This window comes from Mycolicibacterium stellerae (assembly GCF_003719305.1).
In the GTDB taxonomy this organism is placed as follows: Bacteria; Actinomycetota; Actinomycetes; order Mycobacteriales; family Mycobacteriaceae; genus Mycobacterium; species Mycobacterium stellerae.
The window spans coordinates 13,131-30,676 of sequence record NZ_RARC01000050.1 but is presented as its reverse complement, the minus strand read 5'-3'; the positions used below and the strand labels follow the sequence as shown (position 1 = coordinate 30,676).

General features: G+C 62.2%; 19 protein-coding genes, 2 tRNA genes and 1 pseudogene. 15 read left to right on the top strand and 7 right to left on the bottom strand.

Features of this window, described 5'->3' with window-relative positions:
- The coding region (locus D6M19_RS32915; RefSeq protein WP_123029490.1) for a DUF1542 domain-containing protein at nt 1-663 on the bottom strand (663 nt) is incomplete at its 3' end.
- A 511-nt stretch (nt 664-1,174) separates the two neighbouring features.
- Here D6M19_RS32915 and D6M19_RS32905 point away from each other — a divergent pair.
- Nucleotides 1,175-1,549, top strand: coding sequence for a hypothetical protein (locus tag D6M19_RS32905; protein ID WP_164478809.1), 375 nt, complete (start codon nt 1,175-1,177; stop codon nt 1,547-1,549).
- Between the two features lie 614 nt (nt 1,550-2,163).
- Here the strand turns inward: D6M19_RS32905 and D6M19_RS32900 are convergent.
- The 3 genes from D6M19_RS32900 to D6M19_RS32885 all read right to left on the bottom strand — a co-directional run bounded on the left by D6M19_RS32900 (nt 2,164) and on the right by D6M19_RS32885 (nt 4,784).
- Complete coding sequence (locus D6M19_RS32900) at nt 2,164-2,886, bottom strand: DUF2335 domain-containing protein (protein WP_164478808.1); 723 nt, start codon at nt 2,884-2,886, stop codon at nt 2,164-2,166.
- A 157-nt stretch (nt 2,887-3,043) separates the two neighbouring features.
- Entirely contained in the window at nt 3,044-3,301 is a 258-nt protein-coding gene (locus tag D6M19_RS32895) for a hypothetical protein (RefSeq protein WP_164478807.1), read from the bottom strand.
- A 379-nt stretch (nt 3,302-3,680) separates the two neighbouring features.
- Complete coding sequence (locus D6M19_RS32885) at nt 3,681-4,784, bottom strand: hypothetical protein (RefSeq protein ID WP_123029485.1); 1,104 nt, start codon at nt 4,782-4,784, stop codon at nt 3,681-3,683.
- Between the two features lie 225 nt (nt 4,785-5,009).
- On the opposite strand from D6M19_RS32885, the gene D6M19_RS32880 reads away from it, so the two are divergent.
- The 10 genes and pseudogenes from D6M19_RS32880 to D6M19_RS32850 all read left to right on the top strand — a co-directional run bounded on the left by D6M19_RS32880 (nt 5,010) and on the right by D6M19_RS32850 (nt 12,811).
- Complete coding sequence (locus D6M19_RS32880) at nt 5,010-5,333, top strand: hypothetical protein (protein ID WP_164478806.1); 324 nt, start codon at nt 5,010-5,012, stop codon at nt 5,331-5,333.
- Nucleotides 5,330-5,995 (top strand): hypothetical protein, encoded by a 666-nt coding sequence (locus D6M19_RS32875; RefSeq protein ID WP_123029483.1) that lies wholly within the window; start codon nt 5,330-5,332, stop codon nt 5,993-5,995. The genes D6M19_RS32880 and D6M19_RS32875 overlap by 4 nt, the downstream gene beginning before the upstream one ends.
- A 1,520-nt stretch (nt 5,996-7,515) precedes the next feature.
- Nucleotides 7,516-8,724, top strand: coding sequence for an AAA family ATPase (locus D6M19_RS34610; protein WP_206428700.1), 1,209 nt, complete (start codon nt 7,516-7,518; stop codon nt 8,722-8,724).
- Between the two features lie 260 nt (nt 8,725-8,984).
- Nucleotides 8,985-9,143, top strand: a complete 159-nt coding sequence (locus tag D6M19_RS34480) for a hypothetical protein (RefSeq protein ID WP_164478805.1) — start codon at nt 8,985-8,987, stop codon at nt 9,141-9,143.
- Nucleotides 9,140-9,283, top strand: a pseudogene (locus D6M19_RS35375) (HGGxSTG domain-containing protein); the annotation flags it as partial. The gene D6M19_RS34480 and the pseudogene D6M19_RS35375, both read left to right, overlap by 4 nt.
- Before the next feature lie 51 nt (nt 9,284-9,334).
- Nucleotides 9,335-9,769, top strand: coding sequence for a hypothetical protein (locus D6M19_RS32865; protein ID WP_123029481.1), 435 nt, complete (start codon nt 9,335-9,337; stop codon nt 9,767-9,769).
- A 133-nt stretch (nt 9,770-9,902) separates the two neighbouring features.
- Nucleotides 9,903-10,310 (top strand): hypothetical protein, encoded by a 408-nt coding sequence (locus D6M19_RS32860; RefSeq protein WP_123029480.1) that lies wholly within the window; start codon nt 9,903-9,905, stop codon nt 10,308-10,310.
- Nucleotides 10,307-11,002, top strand: coding sequence for a recombinase family protein (locus D6M19_RS32855; protein WP_327389844.1), 696 nt, complete (start codon nt 10,307-10,309; stop codon nt 11,000-11,002). The genes D6M19_RS32860 and D6M19_RS32855 overlap by 4 nt, the downstream gene beginning before the upstream one ends.
- Nucleotides 11,003-11,294: 292 nt before the next feature.
- The gene (locus D6M19_RS35155; protein WP_268812349.1) at nt 11,295-11,420 is read left to right on the top strand and encodes a hypothetical protein; all 126 of its coding nucleotides are present in this window, start codon (nt 11,295-11,297) and stop codon (nt 11,418-11,420) included.
- Entirely contained in the window at nt 11,420-12,811 is a 1,392-nt protein-coding gene (locus D6M19_RS32850) for a tyrosine-type recombinase/integrase (protein ID WP_123029479.1), read from the top strand. The genes D6M19_RS35155 and D6M19_RS32850 overlap by 1 nt, the downstream gene beginning before the upstream one ends.
- 1 nt (nt 12,812) lies before the next feature.
- Here D6M19_RS32850 and D6M19_RS32845 read toward each other — a convergent pair whose 3' ends face one another.
- From D6M19_RS32845 to D6M19_RS32840, 3 genes are all read right to left on the bottom strand, one after another.
- Nucleotides 12,813-13,943, bottom strand: a complete 1,131-nt coding sequence (locus D6M19_RS32845) for an LPO_1073/Vpar_1526 family protein (protein WP_123029478.1) — start codon at nt 13,941-13,943, stop codon at nt 12,813-12,815.
- On the bottom strand, nt 13,940-14,251 hold the full coding sequence (locus D6M19_RS34475) for a hypothetical protein (protein WP_164478804.1): 312 nt from the start codon (nt 14,249-14,251) through the stop codon (nt 13,940-13,942). Before D6M19_RS34475 ends, D6M19_RS32845 begins: the two co-directional genes overlap by 4 nt.
- A gap of 180 nt (nt 14,252-14,431) precedes the next feature.
- A tRNA-Gly gene (locus D6M19_RS32840) sits at nt 14,432-14,505 on the bottom strand.
- Between the two features lie 93 nt (nt 14,506-14,598).
- On the opposite strand from D6M19_RS32840, the gene D6M19_RS32835 reads away from it, so the two are divergent.
- The 4 genes from D6M19_RS32835 to D6M19_RS32820 all read left to right on the top strand — a co-directional run bounded on the left by D6M19_RS32835 (nt 14,599) and on the right by D6M19_RS32820 (nt 17,525).
- Nucleotides 14,599-14,675, top strand: a tRNA-Pro gene (locus tag D6M19_RS32835).
- A gap of 45 nt (nt 14,676-14,720) precedes the next feature.
- Complete coding sequence (gene tig, locus D6M19_RS32830) at nt 14,721-16,175, top strand: trigger factor (RefSeq protein ID WP_123029477.1); 1,455 nt, start codon at nt 14,721-14,723, stop codon at nt 16,173-16,175.
- 103 nt (nt 16,176-16,278) lie between these two features.
- Nucleotides 16,279-16,881, top strand: a complete 603-nt coding sequence (locus D6M19_RS32825; RefSeq protein WP_164478810.1) for an ATP-dependent Clp protease proteolytic subunit — start codon at nt 16,279-16,281, stop codon at nt 16,879-16,881.
- Nucleotides 16,878-17,525, top strand: coding sequence for an ATP-dependent Clp protease proteolytic subunit (locus tag D6M19_RS32820; RefSeq protein ID WP_123029475.1), 648 nt, complete (start codon nt 16,878-16,880; stop codon nt 17,523-17,525). The genes D6M19_RS32825 and D6M19_RS32820 overlap by 4 nt, the downstream gene beginning before the upstream one ends.
- Nucleotides 17,526-17,546 lie beyond the last annotated feature (21 nt).

Here is a 17,546-nt window from a genome sequence, read left to right as displayed (position 1 = left end):
GTCACCGCCTTCGCCCTGTCCGCCTTCGAACGCCTGGGCGTCATAACCGACGCCACCCATACCCGAGAACAAGGCGCTGAACAGAAACACCGAGCCGACGCCCCATGCTCCGGCCACCAACGCGGGCTTCCACCACGGTTCGGAGTACCAGCCGGCCGGAACTGGACGGCCCGCGACGCGGCCGCCCGGGTAGTAGTTGGGGGTGCGCTCGGTCGGGTTGGGTGAGGCCTCGATCTCGCGGCCCTCGAATTCGACCCGTCGGTCCTCGGTGACCGTGCCGGCCGACTTCTGCCCGCTGAGAGACTCGAGCTCGGGACCGGGGTCCATCCCCATTGCGGTGCGGGCGGCGCGTACGTAGTAGAGACCCTCCAAGGCGCTTTCCTTCGCGAGCAGCGCCTGCTTCGCGGTCGTGGCCTGGTCGATCTGCCCGCCCGCGGCGTTGAACCGCTCCGACGCGTCGGCCAGTGCCTGTTTTGACGCATCGTCGGTGCCCGACAGGTTGAGGACCTGGCCGCCGAGGCGGTCGATGACTCTGCGTGCGTCGGCCTTGGCGTCAGCCAGGGAGGTGGCGTTCCGGTTGGCCGAATTGCGCGACGCACTCCAAACGGCCAGGCCGATAGCAGCGATAACGACAAGGATCAGGACGAGCAAGACGCCGTTCATGCGACCAGCGTACTCACAGGAAACGGCCGTCTCGGTCCCGCGATCGACCGCGGGTTACGCCCACAGCGGAGTGGACCTCGTTGGAAAGGCCGACGCCGTGGGGGCGGCGTTTCATGGTGGCGTCAAGGTAGTTCATCACGTACGCGGGGTGGTCTTCACGATGACGGTATCTGGCGCGGGTGCGCGTTTGCGTAAGCGCGTCTGGCAATGGTTGGTCAACGCGGGATTCGCGGCGCGCAGCTCCACCGTCTGGCCAGGCGCAATCGAACAAACTCGCTGACAGCCGAGGTCAGCTCGAACACGGACGCCGGAAAGGTCGGAGGCCGCGTATCCCACCGAGGTAGTTTTATGAATTTAAAGAATCGCCGTATGGACGCCAGCTAACTGGGTAATTTTCCCTCAGTCGGGAATTCCGAAAACGGAGGGGACAACGATGAAGACAACCTTAGGCATCGCGTCCGCGGCACTCGCCGCTGCCGCCTGCATCGCAGCCGGACCGGCCGGACTGGCCGTGGCCGATCCCGAATTGAACGGCACGTACACACTCACCGTCGACGAGACTCAGGCCACCTCGGATGGCGGCCCCACGCTGGCGAACCCCGAGATCGACACGACCCAGTGGGTTGTCACGCCATGCGGCGCGGGCTGCGCCCAAGTGGCCATACCCGATGCCCCCAACCTGCCAGGCGCCAACGGTGGTGATTTGCGCCTGGTCAACGGGCGATGGGAGATGACACAGGAAACCACCTTGATGCACTGCGGCGAAGGCCCGGACGTCACCACTGTCACCTCCCTTGATGCAGCGACGCTTCAAGGAACAAAAGCGATCAACAATCATTGCGTGGGCGTCGTGATCACTTCTCCGGCGACGCTGACCCCCGCGTAGTCGGCGAGCAACGAATCATGCACCCCTGCGGGTGCGCCGGGCTGCCGCGATAGTGGGTGGTGACCCGCACTAAGGCGCCTCACGGCATCGGCTTTTGGAGCGGGCGACGGGAATCGAACCCGCGTAGCTAGTTTGGAAGCCTTTTACCCCAGCGCGCACGCTACCTTGTCGGCGCAGGTAGGCGGCCCGCGATACCGGCCTTAACCAGGCTGAATAGGCCCGGCGGATTCTCATCGGCGCTGGTACGCAAAGCGCAGTTTGGGGGTTCCAGCGGGGTTTCGTCGAACGCTTGTGCCATAGCACCCTTAGCGAAGACTCAGCAGACCCTAATTGGGCACGCCGTTCCGCTCGCCGGTGCTTGTCGGAGGTCCGGCATACCGTGGGTTGAGCCGGTAAGAACGGGAGGACCGACAGCGATGACCAAAGTGCGATACGGACGGACACATATGCATCCTTCGCAGCGTTGCGCGAATTGCGATGCGCGGATATTGGTGACGCCCAAGGAAGCTGATGTCTGGGGCGGGTCGGTTCCGATTGGCGAGGACAAGCGGTGCGTGAAGGGATGCCCTTCATGGAAGAGCGGGACCAGCGGCTGGTAGTGCAGACCGGCGCTGTTACTCCTCCTCGGCCGTCGCGCCGTTGTCGCTTCGCTCTCGAATGGCTCGCACCAGCGAGGTACTGAATTGGAAGAGCGACGGCGTAACAAATACCGCCACCACTCCCCACGGAGCGCCAAGAAGCGCGAGTGTCAATGCGATCGCAAGTGATACGCCGACGATGCTTGTCGACAAGTATTGGCCCCGCCTAACTGCAGCAACGTCGCCGTGCGCCAGTGTGGTGTCAACTTCGATCTGGGCAGCGAGAGAGTCCTCAGCCATCCGGAGAATTCTTTCAGCTCCGCCGGGCACGACCGCGTCAATCGCCTGGAGCTCAGCAGCAGGAGGTATAGGTGCGTTCCACGATTGGTGGACTGTGAGGGTCTCTTGAATTAAACGGTCGGCGACCCGTTCCGCAACAGCCTCTACGACTTCAGCTTGTACTTCTACTTCGTCTTCTTCATCGCCGACTTGATCGACGCGCCCGTCCGCCCCCACGCTCGCTGCACCTGTGCGGTCGACTTCGTCGCCTGCACGCGTGTGTTGGTCCGGAGGGGTCGTGGCTGGATCGCCATCGTGTCCACCCCTCGGGCGCGAGTCCGTTTCATCGGCGAACTGACGCGTGTCCCGGCGATTGCCTTCTTTTGAGTGCGGACTAGCGCTGCCGCCGACGCTTTGGTCGCCTTCTTGCCGCTTATCGCCTTGCGTGCGCTGCTCGCCCTTTTCGCGCTCATCAGCCAAAACTACCCCGATCGGACCGAGAGGACATCGAGTGTGCCAGCGTACCGACCGCGACCGACTTTGAGGCGGAGATCACTGTCGTGGCGACGGGAGCCCTGGCCACGCACTACGGGCTCCCGCCGCGACGCTTCCTGTCGTGGCGTACAGGGAAGACTGTCTACTCGTCGGGATAGATCAGGACAGGCGGATCGCCCCGGTATCCCGGCTTCCAGTACGGATCTGGCCGGCGCACACTCTGCGTTGCCGCCGTTGGCCGATAAGTGGTTCCGTCGGGTCGGGGCGGGTTCTCGGCGTACCGCCGCGGAACGACCCCCAACTCCGACGCACCGGGCGGCTTGATACCAGGCGCTCGGCGTTCTGCGGCAAGCCGCGCCTCGGCGACTCGGATTGCGTCCTTGTACTTCCGGTTGGCCATCAGTTCCACATCCTCATCGTTCGGTCTTTCGGCACGCGTCCCCGGCTCTTGATAACTCGGCCCGCCACGACACCACGCGGGCGGTCGCACGGTTCGAGCCGACGGAGCCATTCCTCGCAGGGGCCAAGCGCGGGGCACGATGAGCAGACCGCCAGGGCGCGCTCGGTGACGGACTTCCGATGCGGGTCGTCGGCAGGCCGCTCGTCGAACAGCTCCGAGTGCCCACGGCAGCGCGCACCAGGAAGATGCGGGATCCGCTCTGCCAGAACGAAGGAGCGCACATCGCCGCTGTGTGCGAGACCGCCACCGTAGACGTGAGTCTCGGCAACGCCGCTACTGACGACGGTGTCGGATCGTCCGCCAAAGCCCATAGCAGTGCCTACGCGAAGCTCGGCGCGGTGTAAGTCGATCCCGCAGTAACCTGCAAGCACACGGCAGCAGACCTGTGCCTGGTGCCCACCCCGAAAGTTCTCTGCGCGAAGGACTCGATGAGCGGGTAGCCGTTGTAGTTGCCCGGCAGCGGACGAAGGCCGCGCCAGGCGGCATCGGGGTGTTCACGAAGGCCCAGCACGTTGTCAACGCTGTCGGGTCCGCCGGTTGCCACGACGAGCACGTAGCCTGCAGGAATCTCGGGGTGCTCGATAACGAAGCCGCGCCCGTAACTGCCGGTGACAGCGAGACCGTTGTATTCGGCTGGTGCAACCGATCCCACAATCCGTTGGTCCGTAAGGTACGGCGGCGCAGCAACACTCGGGATAAAGCTATACAGGGCCAATGGCCCGCTAGAGCGTGACTCAACACCGGCCCGCCAAGACGAAATCTGTTTGACCTGAGCAGTATTCGCAACGATAAGGATCTGCGACCCCGCCCGCAGGCCGTATCCCTTCGTCGTGATCATATCGATTGCGTCTTCCACGTCCTGGCTATCCAGGGTGGCATTCTGAGTCGGAATGTAGTGGCTGGTGTTAGTCGGGAACGTGACACCGTTGTAGGGAAGCGGGCCAAGGCTGTCGGTGCCGTTCCAGAGACCGAACACGCGGTGCCCCTGCTCGTTGACTCCCTCGGTCGGCGTAAAGATCCTCTTGAAGGTCTGCCGGGCAATCTCGGAATCGTCCGCCTCCATAATCCGGCTCCACGAGTACCGGATCTGGTCAAACGTCATGTCTCTGGCAGCGAGCCACGAAAAACGGGTTGCCTTATCGAAGTCCCACAGAGTCTTGCCCATCAGCAGAACTGGCTCTGTCCCAACAGCTTTCGGAACGCCAAACTCCGTAGCGCGGTCCATGCGTTCGAATGTCAGGCTCTGGGGGACCGGATCGGCAGCGGTAATAGTGCCGTGCGTGAGGAGCGATACCAGATGCGAACGGCGTTCTGAGTAATGCGCTGTAACATCTTTCAGCTCTTCCCAGACAACGTTGAGGCTGATGCCATCGACTGTCTTTTTGACAGCATCGGCCTTGGTCTGGATTCCTGGCCTACCCATAACTCTTCCTTGCGTTCATGCACACGCGGTCAACTAGGCGAAGGGTACGTCTCGAAAGTCGTTGGTACCGGCCCAGATAAGCCCGGTGAACCTAGCAGGAACGGGCGCAGACCGATTACAAACCGTCTTCCGGCCGAGCGGCGTATAGTAGCCGTTAAGTGGTAGGGGAGATCCCTATACGACCTCCAGGTCTGAACTATGCGATGCATAACCACGGAACCCAATTTGACGGGTTTCGTGTTGTGCGCGAAGCCCCTGGACCGGAGGATTGATTTGTCTAAGACGGATACTCCCTTGCCCCCGGCAGAAACGGGCGAGGACGATCTTGTACCAGACGGGTTAAATGTTTTCCCCACTATCAAGGGGTACGAAGCAGCCCACCGGGTGTGCGTCGACCAGTTTCAAGTGCCGATCACCCAGCGGGCTGTGCGCGAAGCGTGGAAGTCACGTCGTCTAGCCAGCTTCAAGATCGGCAATGCCTGCTACTTCAGTGAAGCCGACATCTGGCGCTGGCTGAAATCGCAGCGGCGTTCGGCGGTAGTCCGATGAGCGAGCTCTTTGAGCACGAAAAAGCCGCCATGGCCGAGTACGCACGCCAGGAGCGGGAGAAGAGGTCGCTTACAGGCGATTGGACGGTGCCCGGCCATCCGGACGCCGACGACAATCTGGATCTTGATGCCGACCACGAGCCGGCGGATCACAACAGAGATCTCAAACTTACTGCGCTCGTGGGCTTCTACAACGACCAGGGGAACGCTGCCGCCGAGCATGCGGATCAGTTCGACAATACCGACGAGCATGGGCTGCACTTCTCGCGACGGCTAGAGCAGATCATCGGACGGGTTACGACAGAGGTCCGCAAGGAAGCATGGCACTTTGTTCAGTTCGATGACGGAAAACACTGGGCCTGGCGTCACCGGATCGACGGCACTAAAGATACGCAGAACTACACGGAGGCAGCACTACACGGCGCGATCCTCGGAGTAGTCTCGTCGCACATGCTGCGCGACCGCAGTAGTCAGTTTATTTACGTCATTGAGCCGGGGTCCGTCCCCAAGTGGCTGCAGTACGTCGACAAAGCCGGTTGGCGGTCGTGTGTCGGGTGTAATGGCCGACATTTCCCTGATGTTGAGATCGTTGCCGTTCGCAATCAATGGCTTTACGAACTTCCGGTCTGCTCATCCTGCCTGAGCCGGATGCGTCAGGCGTGACCTTCCATGATTACCAGGGAACGTAGACCATTGCGGTTGGCCGATGACCAAATCAATTGATGTTAACGAGGATTGGCCCCAACCGATCCTTGCCACCGACGGGGCCAATCCGAGATGAAGCCTACCGTTGCAAGCGTTCGATGCCCGTATGTACAGAAAGCCCCGAAATCAACACTTAGGGAATCGTTTTCGGGGCTCTCCGGCTACCACTCTACGAGGAGCAAGATCTAATGCTACCCGCTCTGTCCGCTGACCAGCGCTATATCGTCGACTGGGAGTACCTGCCTAATCGTCTGTGGCGCGCAATGTGGGAACAGCCCGCGTGGGAACGTGCGCTGGTATCCGGAGAGTTCGTTTTGTCGGGTGGGCAGGGCGATGGCGACAGTCCGCACATTGCCAACGCGATGGGGCAGCTCCGCCGAAAGCACTTGAATCAGAACCTTGCTGTCGGCATGCATTGGCTACTGGGTGCGGGTCTTGTGCGGTCCGAGGGAAATGCCGCCGCCCCGGTGGGCGCGTTCGCCCGCGATCACAAGCGAGCGGACGCTGCAGGCGTCGGTGACGATGGCGCGGACCTTGACCTACCGGCGCTCTTGGGGGTCTTGAGATACACCTCGGATGAGTTTGTGTCCATTTGCCACAAGGTTGGTGATGGTCAGTTCGTTGCTGCGGTTAGCGACCCGCGGAATGCCGCAGAGATGTTGGCGTCGATGCCTGACGGCGCAGACGTGTACTTCGGTGTCAATCCGATTGCTGGTCCTGTGCGGGAGCGCGCCGGTCGCGGTAAAGAGAAGGACGTCACGCGGCTGGCGGCACTCGTCGCTGACCTTGACGTAGGCCCGAAGAAGTGCGGCAGTCGCGAAATCGCCGAAGTGATCATCGACGCTTTGTCGTCGGTGCTCGGAACGCGGCCGTCTGCGGTAACCCACAGTGGTGGTGGTTTGCACCCGTACTGGCCAGTCGCCGACGGCGTCGCCGATACGACGAAGTTGGCGGGTCTTCTGCAGCGGTGGAAGTGGCTCGTGAAGGCCGTCGCCCAGAAGCATGGCGCGACTGCGGACACCGTATTCGATCTGCCCCGAGTCCTGCGAGCACCGGGCTCCTACAACAATAAGCCGACCACTAACGGAAATGGCCCTGTGCTAGTTCGCACCCTTGCTGACGCTGGTGTTCCGTTGCGGCTTAATGAAATTGACGCGCTCCTAACGGCCGCAGGTGTGGGAAAGGCTGATCCCGCGGCTGCGAGGGAACAAGTTAGCGACCCAAATACGTGGGAGCCGGCCGAATCAACCTGCTCATATGTGCGGTCGTGGATGGACGGGATACCGACCGACGAGCCAACGGGTGGCCGTCACCAATGGGCGCTGAGCCAGGCTGTCCGGTTCTGGTGCGCAGCGCGTCTCGGATGCGTCGGCGCCGAGAACTTTCTTCATGCGCAGGAACTTGTACTTCAGCGGCTAATGCAGTTGCGGGCGCAAACCCGCGAGTCGGTGCCTCCGATAGAGGTGCCTGCGCTCTTCGTGGCCGGTAAGGACAAGGCTGCGTCCAAGACCGACGAGGAAGCTCGGGCGGAACTAGGTGGCCACGAGCATGGCCTGGCCGACGAAGATAAGGCGATCCGCCAGGAGCTACACCGATTGCGAGTGCGGGAATCCGCTCGTTCCATGTTCGCGGAAGAGAAGGCACGCGAGCGGATTGACCAGCATTCGGAGCGCCTAGTTGACGGCTTGGCCTTCTTGACGGACGACTCCGCGGCAGAGCCTCTGTGGGGTCGTGGAGGCTCGGTCCTCTGGGCACCAGGTGAGGGCCTCATGATCTGCGGCCCGCAAGGTGTGGGGAAGTCGACTGTCGCGCAGGAGATCATGCTGGCGCGCCTGGGGTTACGGTCGCCCGATTTGCTCGGCTTCCCGGTGGGTCCCGACGACCGCCCGGTCCTGTATCTAGCAATGGATCGTCCGCCCCAAATCCGGCGCTCTTTGGCCCGCATGGTTGACCTGGCCGATCAGGGCGTGGCCGAGCGGCTACGGCAGCAGCTTGTTGTGTGGGCTGGGCCGCCACCGTTCGATGCGGGCGAGGCTCCCGATGTATTCGCGGCGTGGGTGGCACAGCGCGGTCGCGAACCGGGCCTCGTCGTCGTGGACTCGCTTAAGGACCTTGTTCGTGGGTTGGCGTCTGACGATGGTGGCGCGGGATTCAACAGTGCAATGCAGGCTGTGCTGGCGAACGGCACCGAATTCATTTCGTTGCATCATCAGCGGAAAGCGAACTCTGACAACAGGAAGCCGAACAAGCTCGCCGACGTGTACGGCAGCACATGGCTGACCTCGGGCCAGGGCTCGGTGTTGTTGCTGTGGGGCGAGCCGGGTGCGAGCAAGGTTGAGCTGGGCCACCTTAAGCAGCCGCAGGAGCCTGTCGGTCCGCTGGTGGTTGACCATTCCCACGCGACCGGGGAGTCGGTCGCCAGCGATCCAATCGAGCGGTTGATCGAGATTGCGCAAATGGCCGGCGCAGAGGGGTTCATCGAGTCCGATGCGGTGGCTGCACTGCACGGTGTTGATCGTGATTCGGAGGAGTACGACCGCTGCCGCAAGAAGGTGGCTCGCAAGCTGACGCGGCTGACCGATGAGGGCGTCCTGCTGTACGAGAAGGGCACGCGGGGTGGCAGTGGTGGTGGTGCAACGCCATCGCGGTGGAGGTTCGCGGCAGATGCGGGCGACGCTCATGAGTGAAAACGCGCATGTAGAACACGTAGCCCGAAACGGGCGACGCTCATCACGTCGCCCGCACGTCGCCCGTTCGTCTGGAGCCGGCTCTGCGGGCGACGGAAAAGCGCATGTAGCGCACGTAACCCGCTGCGGGCGACGTCCCCGGGCGACGCAGTGCGTAATAGCGTCGCCCGTTCCGCCCTTTCCCTATAGGGCGGGCGACGCTACGCCGGGCCGAAACCGTATACACCGCAATAGTTAACGAATAGCAGTGAGGAAAGTTGATGAAAGAAATCTGCCTCTGCGCCGATGATGAGGTCTGTGTTTTGTGCGAAGGCGCTGACGAAGACAAGTTTGGCGACATGTTGCGACAGGCGGTTCTAGATTCTGGCGGAACTGTTATCGAGGTCTACAAGATTTCGAACGGTGGTGTCGAACGATGACTGACAAAGTGTCGGAGCTCTTGAACTTCAAGGCTGCACCGAGCACCAAGTGCACTGCGCATTCCAAGCGAACTGGTGCCCCTTGCAACAACCCACCCGTTGTAGGCCTGACCGTATGCAGGATGCATGGTGGGGCGACGAAAGCAGCGAAGAACGCGGCGCGACGTCGGCTAGATGAAGCAGCTGAACGAATGGCGAAGCAGCTGTTGCGAATTGCGGACAGCGCGGAGTCGGAGGCGGTCAGGCTGGCGGCTGTGCGCGACGCCCTGGATCGTGCAGGACTGCGGCCGCCGGACAAGGTTGATGTTGAGGTTGGTGTGAAGCCGTATGAAGAGCTCGCAGGAAAGATCGTGGGAATCGCCACATCTACCCGGTCGGAGTCTCGTGCACGGCGTGGTGTCGTTGAGGAGCCGAAAGCAGTTGGAGCCGGCGAGATCGTTGACGCTGAGGTCGTCGAAGACCAGGAGGCCGCTGAACAGCGCCCTACACGCCCCACTGGCATGCGAACCGACGAGAGCCGGGGTAACCCGCCCGGCACTGGTCTCATGACTATGGAGGAGGCCAACAGGATTGCGGCCGAAGCCAACCGGGCAGCAGGTGTATACGACCGGCGCAATGGGTGCTAGATCACGAAAGATGTTGTCCAGATTGATATTTCGCTAGCCAAGGTTGGTACACGAGCGTACCGTTCGGGCGGGGCGGAAGGCGGTAACTCCACCTTTAGCCCCGACGTAAGGAACCCGACCGAAAGGAAACCCCATGTCCGAGCAGGTATCTCAGTCGAATACTGGTATCAAGAAGCCGCGCTTTACTCCCGATGCGCCAGGGCCACTTGCTGAACTCGAGGCGCAATGGCTCAAGGAAAACAAGGGCATTGACGTTACTGCCCAGCAGGTTCGGGCCGTGTTGATGTACCACGGCGAGTTCCAGAAATCGCCTGCGCGAGAGGCCCAGCGCCAGGAGGAGTCGCAGGCCAAGGCCGAACGCGAGGCCGCGAACAAGGCGAAGGCCGCTGAGCGTCTGACCAAGGCGAAGGAGCAGGCCGAGAAGGCTGCCGAGCGCGCCAAGAAGGCCGCTGAGCGAGCCGCCGCCCTGGAAGCTGAGGCCGCTGAGCCCGAGCCGGCCAAGAAGCCCGCACGTCGGACGAAGGCTGAGGCCGTCGCGTGAGTCGGCAGCCAACCGAGCAGGGCGGGGGAGCGGTGGCTCCCCTGTTCCTCGCATACACGCGGGTAAGCACCGAGGAGCAGGCTGAGAAGCGCAACGGTCTAGAGGCCCAGGCCGCTGCTATTGATAGCGAGGCCGAGCGCCGAGGCTGGGCGATTGAGCACTTTACTGACGAGGGCAAGAGCGGCAAGTACATCAACGAGGGGCTGCGCGATGCGCTTGACCTACTCGCCTCGGGGCAGGCGGACGGCCTGGTGGTCGCCAAGATGGATCGCCTAGCCAGGTCGATTAGCAACGCGGTCAACATTATTGGGATGGCCAGGGAACAGCGCTGGTCGCTGGTAGTGCTTGACCTCGGCATTGATCTCACCACTCCCGCAGGCCGCGCTATGGCCCACATGATGGCGACGTTCGCCGAGTTCGAGCGTGAGCTGATCGCTACCCGGATTAAGGAGGGGATGGCGGCCAAGAAGCGCCGTGGCGAGCCAGTCGGTCGGCCGCGCCTCGCCAAGCCCGGCATCGTCCGCCGCATCGTGTTGGACCGCAACGCTGGGTTGAGCTACTCCCGCATCGCCAGCGCCCTGGCAACCGAGGGCGTCTTGTCGCCCGCAGGCCTACCGAACTGGCAGCCCTCAACAGTGCGGCGTATCTACCAATCCGCCACGAGCACCACGGAACTGGAGGTGACCGGATGAGTACCCGCGCCAGCGGTCGTTCTTGGCGAGCCATCGACTGGCCCGTTGCCTTTGCGCTCGTGTTCGGCGCGATGCCGACGTTGGTAATCGTGCTTGCGGCGCTGTGTACGTACCCGGCTGTCCTGCTCCCGGTATTGGGGATCGGTTGCGCCGCTTGGGCATACCGAGCGACGGAGTTCCGCCGTGCCGCCTTCTCCGAACGAGCCGCCGCGGAATACCCGCTCGCAGCCGCCCTGGTTGCCCAACCACTGCCTGATCTTCCAACCCTGCCGCTACGACGAAAGGCACTCCGATGACCCAACCCGATGACCCCGACGAGCCTGAAGCTGACGAGGAGCGCCGGAAGATCGACCTACAGGCGATAGCCGACGCCATTGAGTCCGACGGCACCTTCTCCGCGAATCCGGAGGGCGACTGATGGCGCACTCGGTGAAGCGACGACTGGCCAGCGGCAAGTTCGTATGGGAGGCGAAATGGCGGCGCGCTGACGGAACGTCCGATAGCAAGAGGCCGTTCCCGACGAAGCGGGCTGCAGATGCCTATGGCGTTAAGCAGGAGGAGGCGAAACTGCGCGGTGTCGAGTTTGATCCGAAGGCGGGCGGAACCACGTTCCGCACGTACGCGCAGAAATGGCTCGATTCTCGCCAGGACCTAAAGGCCACCGCTGTGCGCGGATATCGGGATGCGTTGGCGCCCAACAATGGAAGAAAGCGGCACCACCGATTGCGGCATCTTCGCATTGACGACGTGTTCGGTGGATATCCGCTCAACAGGATCACACGCGACTACGTGCAGGACTGGGTGAATCGGATGGTCGCTGCGGGTAGGGCACCGTCGACGGTCCGCAATGCGTACTTCATCGTTCACCAGGTGATGGCGCAGGCCTACGTTGACGGACTCGTCGGGATCAATCCGGCGCAGCGTGGGTACATCAAGCTCCCGACGAACCACAGCACCGGGCGGCGAGCGACGGTCGACGATCCGTCGCAATTTCTGAGCGCTGCGCAAGTTGACGCGCTCGTTGCAGCGACGCCCTGGCCGTTCTGCATAGAGGTCCATCTTGCGGCGTGGGCCGGTCTGCGGGCGGCGGAGCTGCACGGGCTGCAGATAGGCGATGTGCGCGTGCCAGAAGCGTCCATCCACGAATCTCGGCCACCCTCCCGCCCTGGCGTCCTCCACGTTGAGCGCACGGTTCAGAGTCTCGACGGCAAGCTGACCTACTTGACGCCGAAGACGCGGGGGAGCTGCCGCAAGGTTCCGCTGACCGCGCAGACGACCGAACTGCTCCGCGAGTATCTGGCCGAACATCCACGACGGCAGGAACCGACCGCGCCTCTGTTTCCGGGCGTGCAATTGATCCCGAACAAGCCGACCGGGAAGCGTGCGCCGGGAATCGAATCCGGCAGTCGCGCCAAGGCGCTGCGACAGGCTTCCGCCTTGGCAGCTTTGACGGTGTGGGATGCGGAGGCCCGACTCGACCTCGACTGGTCGCAGCCCGTTCGGCATCACACCTTTTACAAGGCCGTGTACCGGCCCGCGATACTGCGCGCCAGCCGCATGTCTCCCACCGCTGCACTTCCCGAGGGCTTGGTTTTCCACGGACTCCGGCATACCTACGCCAGCCTGTGCGTGGCGGCCGGAATCCCACCGATGGAGATCAGTCGGTTTATGGGGCACGCGAACCCGAGTATCACGCTCGGCATCTATGCCCACCTGTTGGAGGACGACCACGAGCCCGCCATGACCGCCCTAGGCTCTCTGAGCCGACCAGTTGCCCGGGCGGGCAACGTCATTCCTTTGCGTAGTTAGGTCAGAGCTCATCCAGGGCAGCGTCTATCTGCGCTGCGAAGTGCGGATTCTTTTCTCCGATTTCGTGACGAGCGACTACGATGCCAATCGGCGAAAGCTGAAAATTTAAAATTCCGACGGACTCGATTTCCTCCAGGAAGCTGCCGAAGTCGCTATCAACTTCTGTAATGCGATCGCGAAATTGCTCCGCAGTCAACGAACGATTCTTTATCTTCGTTCTGAACATTTTTTCACGCTCGCTAAGGTTTTTCTCAGCGCCCGAAAGTATACGTTGCTCGTGTTCCGCGCTGACTCGCAATTCCATATTGTCAGGTTCGATTAATACCTGCCCGTCGTCGTTTCGCAAGACTGCCGACGGATCGATTGCTATCGGGAGCATCTTTAACGCCATTTCGCGCCCCGCCTCATCGTCGGTAAGGATATCTTCCTTCAACTCGTCGTACATAAATGCAGGATACATCGAGTTTAGGTTGCGCCGATAAAGAAGCTGGTACGGCTTGCTCCCGAGATCTTGTAGCCCTTCCATGTATGAGCCCAGCCCTAGCGAACCCATGAAACTAAAGTCGATCGAACTGGTCGGAATCTGGCCATAGTAAGGTCTAAATACGGCCGCGAGCTGCTCAATCAGAGCTTCTGTGCTAAAAGGTCTGGTGAAATTCAAACGGCTCAGATGCATACTGACCGCCAGCCCACGTAGATGCTTAGGCGACAGTTGTGGCGCAATCTTGATCGCTTGCCGAAGGGCGATTTCGTGCATTGTGCGAATTGGTCTGGCGCCCAGCTCAACAATCAAACTGGCGAGAACCTCACCTAGCTCTTCATCGCCAATTTCTGCATAGCTGCGTTGTATGTCTGTGAGTGCCGCGAGAAACCGCGGATCTTCGAAGCGGTGAAACAGTTCCGGATTTTTTTCATTGATTCGCTCGAATACTAGGTTTGTCAAATAGTCGACTCGCTCTGTGATTACCGTCTCTGCAATCGCACGTCCCTCGCGCATCATCACTTCGCTACTGACTACAGCTACAATCTCTCGAGCCCGTTCCTCAGTAATTCCTTGATTAATGACTATATTGCCGCCAGCTTGATAGTTGGTGGACTGATCCCCGCTCTGCTGCCCCTGCTTGGCAGTCATTTATCGTCGTCCGCTTTCGGGAGCTCCGTTGGCTGAACATCTTTGATATCGCGTCCGGCTTGAAAGTTTTGTGAGCTGTTTCCGCTTTTTTGCTTTTGTTTGATTCGCGTTGTGGTCGAGGGCTTGCTGCTCGATGCTTCTTGTCGAGATTCGACAAAATAGTCGGCTATCACGCCCGCGACCGCCACAGCTCCCAGGCTGATCGGGATCCAAGGCGGTGGCACCTTCTCCAGCAGATCCAGAACCCCGAAGAGTATGGCGATCGCACCAGCAGCAGCGCCGCCCACTCGACTTAGATTTCGTCCCATGCTCACCTCTTCCGCAACGACGGCCTACAGCGCCCGATTCGTTGAATCCCTGCATGAGTTTCTCAGAGGACGCCGACAGGGCCAGCCTCAACGCGCCGATTCACGGGGTTCCGTGGGGGTTTCGCGGCCGTGGCGAAAACCGGCGATCACGTGGGATAACCGGCGTACCAGGTCGTTGCGTGGAGCGGGCGACGGGAATCGAACCCGCGTAGCTAGTTTGGAAGACTAGGGCTCTACCATTGAGCTACGCCCGCGAGTACAGCAGCACCACACTGTACCGGCGGAGATCTAACCAAATCCAATTAAGGGTTCGGCGTGCCTGGGCCGTAGTATCTGCGGTGGTCCGACGGGGTGTAGCGCAGCTTGGTAGCGCATCCGCTTTGGGAGCGGAAGGCCGCAGGTTCAAATCCTGTCACCCCGACCAGCAGTACCCCTGAGCCGTCAACGACATGTATTGAGGAGCGCCTCCGTGAAGAGCACCGTCGAGCAGTTGAGCCCCACGCGGGTTCGGATCAATGTGGAGGTGCCCTTCACCGAGCTGGAGCCCGACTTTGATCGGGCCTTCGCCCAGCTCGCCCAGCAGGTCCGGCTGCCCGGCTTCCGCCCCGGCAAGGCCCCCCGCAAACTGCTCGAGGCCCGTATCGGTCGCGGCGCCGTCCTCGAACAGGTGGTCAACGACGCCCTGCCCAGCCGCTACAGCGAGGCCGTCACCACCTCCGAGCTGCGCCCGCTCGGCCAGCCCGACATCGAGATCACCAAGCTCGAGGACAACAACGAACTAGTCTTCACCGCCGAGGTCGACATCCGACCCGACATCACCATCCCCGACCTCGAGGCGCTCAAGATCGAGGTCGACCCCATCGAGGTGACCGACGAGGACGTCGACACCGAGCTGCAGAACCTGCGCGCCCGCTTCGGCACCCTCACCGGCGTCGAGCGACCCGCGCAGGAAGGCGACTTTGTCTCCATCGACCTGTCCGCCTCCATCGACGGCAACGAAGTGCCCGACGCCAAGACCGAGGGCCTGTCCCACGAGGTCGGCTCCGGCCAGCTGATCGACGGCCTCGACGACGCCATCGTCGGCCTCAAGGAGGGGGAGACCAAGGTCTTCGCCACCACGCTCGCCGCAGGCGAGCACGCCGGTGAAGAGGCTCAGGTGACCGTCACCGTCAAGTCCGTCAAGGAACGTGAGCTGCCCGAGCCTGACGACGAATTCGCCCAACTGGCAAGCGAATTCGACACCATCGACGAGCTCAAGGCCAGCCTCAAGGATCAGGTCGAGCGGGTCAAGCGCGTCCAGCAGGCCGAGCAGATCCGCGACAAGGCCCTCGAAGTGCTGCTCGAGCAGACCGAGGTTCCGCTGCCTGAGAAGATCGTCCAGGCGCAGATCGACGACACCGTCCACAACGCGATCCACCAACTCGACCACGACGAGGACGCCTTCGCCAAGGCGCTGGAGGCCCAAGGCAGCAGCCGCGAAGAGTTCGACAAGGACAACAAGGAGAACTCCGAGCGCGCCGTCAAGACCCAGCTCGTCATGGACGCCATCGCCGATCAGCTCGACGTCCAGGTCGGCCAGAATGACCTCACCGAGCGCCTCGTGCTGATGTCGCGCCAGTACGGCCTCGAGCCGCAGCAGCTCCTGCAGTACCTGCAGGAGAACAACCAACTGCCGGTGATGTTCGCCGACGTGCGCCGCGGCCTGGCCGTCGCTGCCGTCGTGCACACCGCCACCGTCACCGACACCGACGGCAACGTGATCGACACCACCGAGTTCTTCGGCCCGCCCGCCACCACCGATCCGGCCGAAGCCGCCGCTCAGATCGCCGCCCAGGTTGAAGCCGCAGCTGGCGAAAGTTCCGACACCGACGCTGACACCGAAACTGATCAGGCCGACGACGACGCGTCCGACGACACGAAGTGACGCTCTGAGCGAACGGGCGCCTGTCGGGGAGTGCGCCGCCGCGCAGGTTGGTTAGTGTTCGGTGAGAGGCAACGAAGAAAGCAGGTATCCAGTCGTGACTGACATGCGTTCGAACGGCGCAGGGCTCAATCTCGTCGACTCCGTCTATGAGCGCTTGCTTGCCGAGCGCATCATTTTCCTGGGGTCGCAGGTCGACGACGACATCGCCAACCGGCTGTGCGCGCAGATCCTCCTGCTCTCGGCGGAGGACCCCACCAAGGACATCCACCTTTACATCAACTCGCCCGGCGGCTCGATCAGCGCAGGCATGGCGATCTACGACACCATGGTGCTCGCGCCGTGCGACGTCGCCACCTACGCCATGGGCATGGCCGCCTCGATGGGTGAGTTCCTGCTCGCTGCGGGCACCAAGGGCAAGCGCTACGCCCTGCCGCACGCCCGCATCCTGATGCACCAGCCGCTCGGCGGCATCACCGGCGGCGCCGCGGACATCGCGATCCAGGCCGAGCAGTTCTCGGTCATCAAGAAGGAGATGTTCCGCCTCAACGCGGAATTCACCGGCCAGACCATCGAGCGCATCGAAGCCGACTCCGATCGCGACCGCTGGTTCACCGCGCCCGAGGCCCTCGAGTACGGCTTCGTCGACCACATCATCACCAGCGCCAGCCTCAACGGCTCCGGACCGACAGCAGGACTAGACAAATGACCGACCACACAGATCCGCGGCTGCAGCCGCAGGCCCGCTACATCCTGCCGTCGTTCATCGAGCACTCGAGCTTCGGCGTAAAGGAGTCCAACCCTTACAACAAGCTGTTCGAGGAGCGCATCATCTTCCTCGGCGTGCAGGTGGACGACGCGTCGGCCAACGACATCATGGCCCAGCTGCTGGTGTTGGAGTCGCTTGATCCCGACCGCGACATCACTATGTACATCAACTCGCCCGGCGGCTCGTTCACGTCGCTGATGGCGATCTACGACACCATGCAGTACGTCCGCGCCGACATTCAGACCGTCTGCCTCGGCCAGGCTGCGTCGGCCGCCGCGGTGCTGCTCGCCGCGGGTACGCCCGGTAAGCGGCTTGCGCTGCCCAACGCCCGCATCCTCATCCACCAGCCCGCGCTGTCCGGCGTCATCCAGGGCCAGTTCTCCGATCTGGAGATCCAGGCCAGGGAGATCGAGCGGATGCGCACGCTGATGGAGACGACGCTGGCGCACCACACCGGCAAGGACGCCGAGCAGATCCGCAAGGACACCGATCGCGACAAGATCCTGACGGCCGAGGAGGCCAAGGAGTACGGCGTGATCGACACCGTCCTGGAGTACCGCAAGCTGTCGGCTCAGAACGCCTAACGCTCACTGACTCTGCGCATC

What these genes read in the sequence shown, in the direction of transcription:
- D6M19_RS32895 (WP_164478807.1), bottom strand. Translation starts at nt 3,301, where the DNA reads ATGGCCAACCGGAAGTACAAGGACGCAATCCGAGTCGCCGAGGCGCGG.
- D6M19_RS32850 (WP_123029479.1), top strand. Translation starts at nt 11,420, where the DNA reads ATGGCGCACTCGGTGAAGCGACGACTGGCCAGCGGCAAGTTCGTATGG.
- D6M19_RS32845 (WP_123029478.1), bottom strand. Translation starts at nt 13,943, where the DNA reads ATGACTGCCAAGCAGGGGCAGCAGAGCGGGGATCAGTCCACCAACTAT.
- D6M19_RS32825 (WP_164478810.1), top strand. Translation starts at nt 16,279, where the DNA reads ATGCGTTCGAACGGCGCAGGGCTCAATCTCGTCGACTCCGTCTATGAG.
- D6M19_RS34480 (WP_164478805.1), top strand. Translation starts at nt 8,985, where the DNA reads ATGAAAGAAATCTGCCTCTGCGCCGATGATGAGGTCTGTGTTTTGTGC.
- D6M19_RS32875 (WP_123029483.1), top strand. Translation starts at nt 5,330, where the DNA reads ATGAGCGAGCTCTTTGAGCACGAAAAAGCCGCCATGGCCGAGTACGCA.
- D6M19_RS32860 (WP_123029480.1), top strand. Translation starts at nt 9,903, where the DNA reads ATGTCCGAGCAGGTATCTCAGTCGAATACTGGTATCAAGAAGCCGCGC.
- D6M19_RS32820 (WP_123029475.1), top strand. Translation starts at nt 16,878, where the DNA reads ATGACCGACCACACAGATCCGCGGCTGCAGCCGCAGGCCCGCTACATC.
- D6M19_RS32865 (WP_123029481.1), top strand. Translation starts at nt 9,335, where the DNA reads ATGGCGAAGCAGCTGTTGCGAATTGCGGACAGCGCGGAGTCGGAGGCG.
- D6M19_RS32885 (WP_123029485.1), bottom strand. Translation starts at nt 4,784, where the DNA reads ATGGGTAGGCCAGGAATCCAGACCAAGGCCGATGCTGTCAAAAAGACA.
- D6M19_RS34475 (WP_164478804.1), bottom strand. Translation starts at nt 14,251, where the DNA reads ATGGGACGAAATCTAAGTCGAGTGGGCGGCGCTGCTGCTGGTGCGATC.
- D6M19_RS35155 (WP_268812349.1), top strand. Translation starts at nt 11,295, where the DNA reads ATGACCCAACCCGATGACCCCGACGAGCCTGAAGCTGACGAGGAGCGC.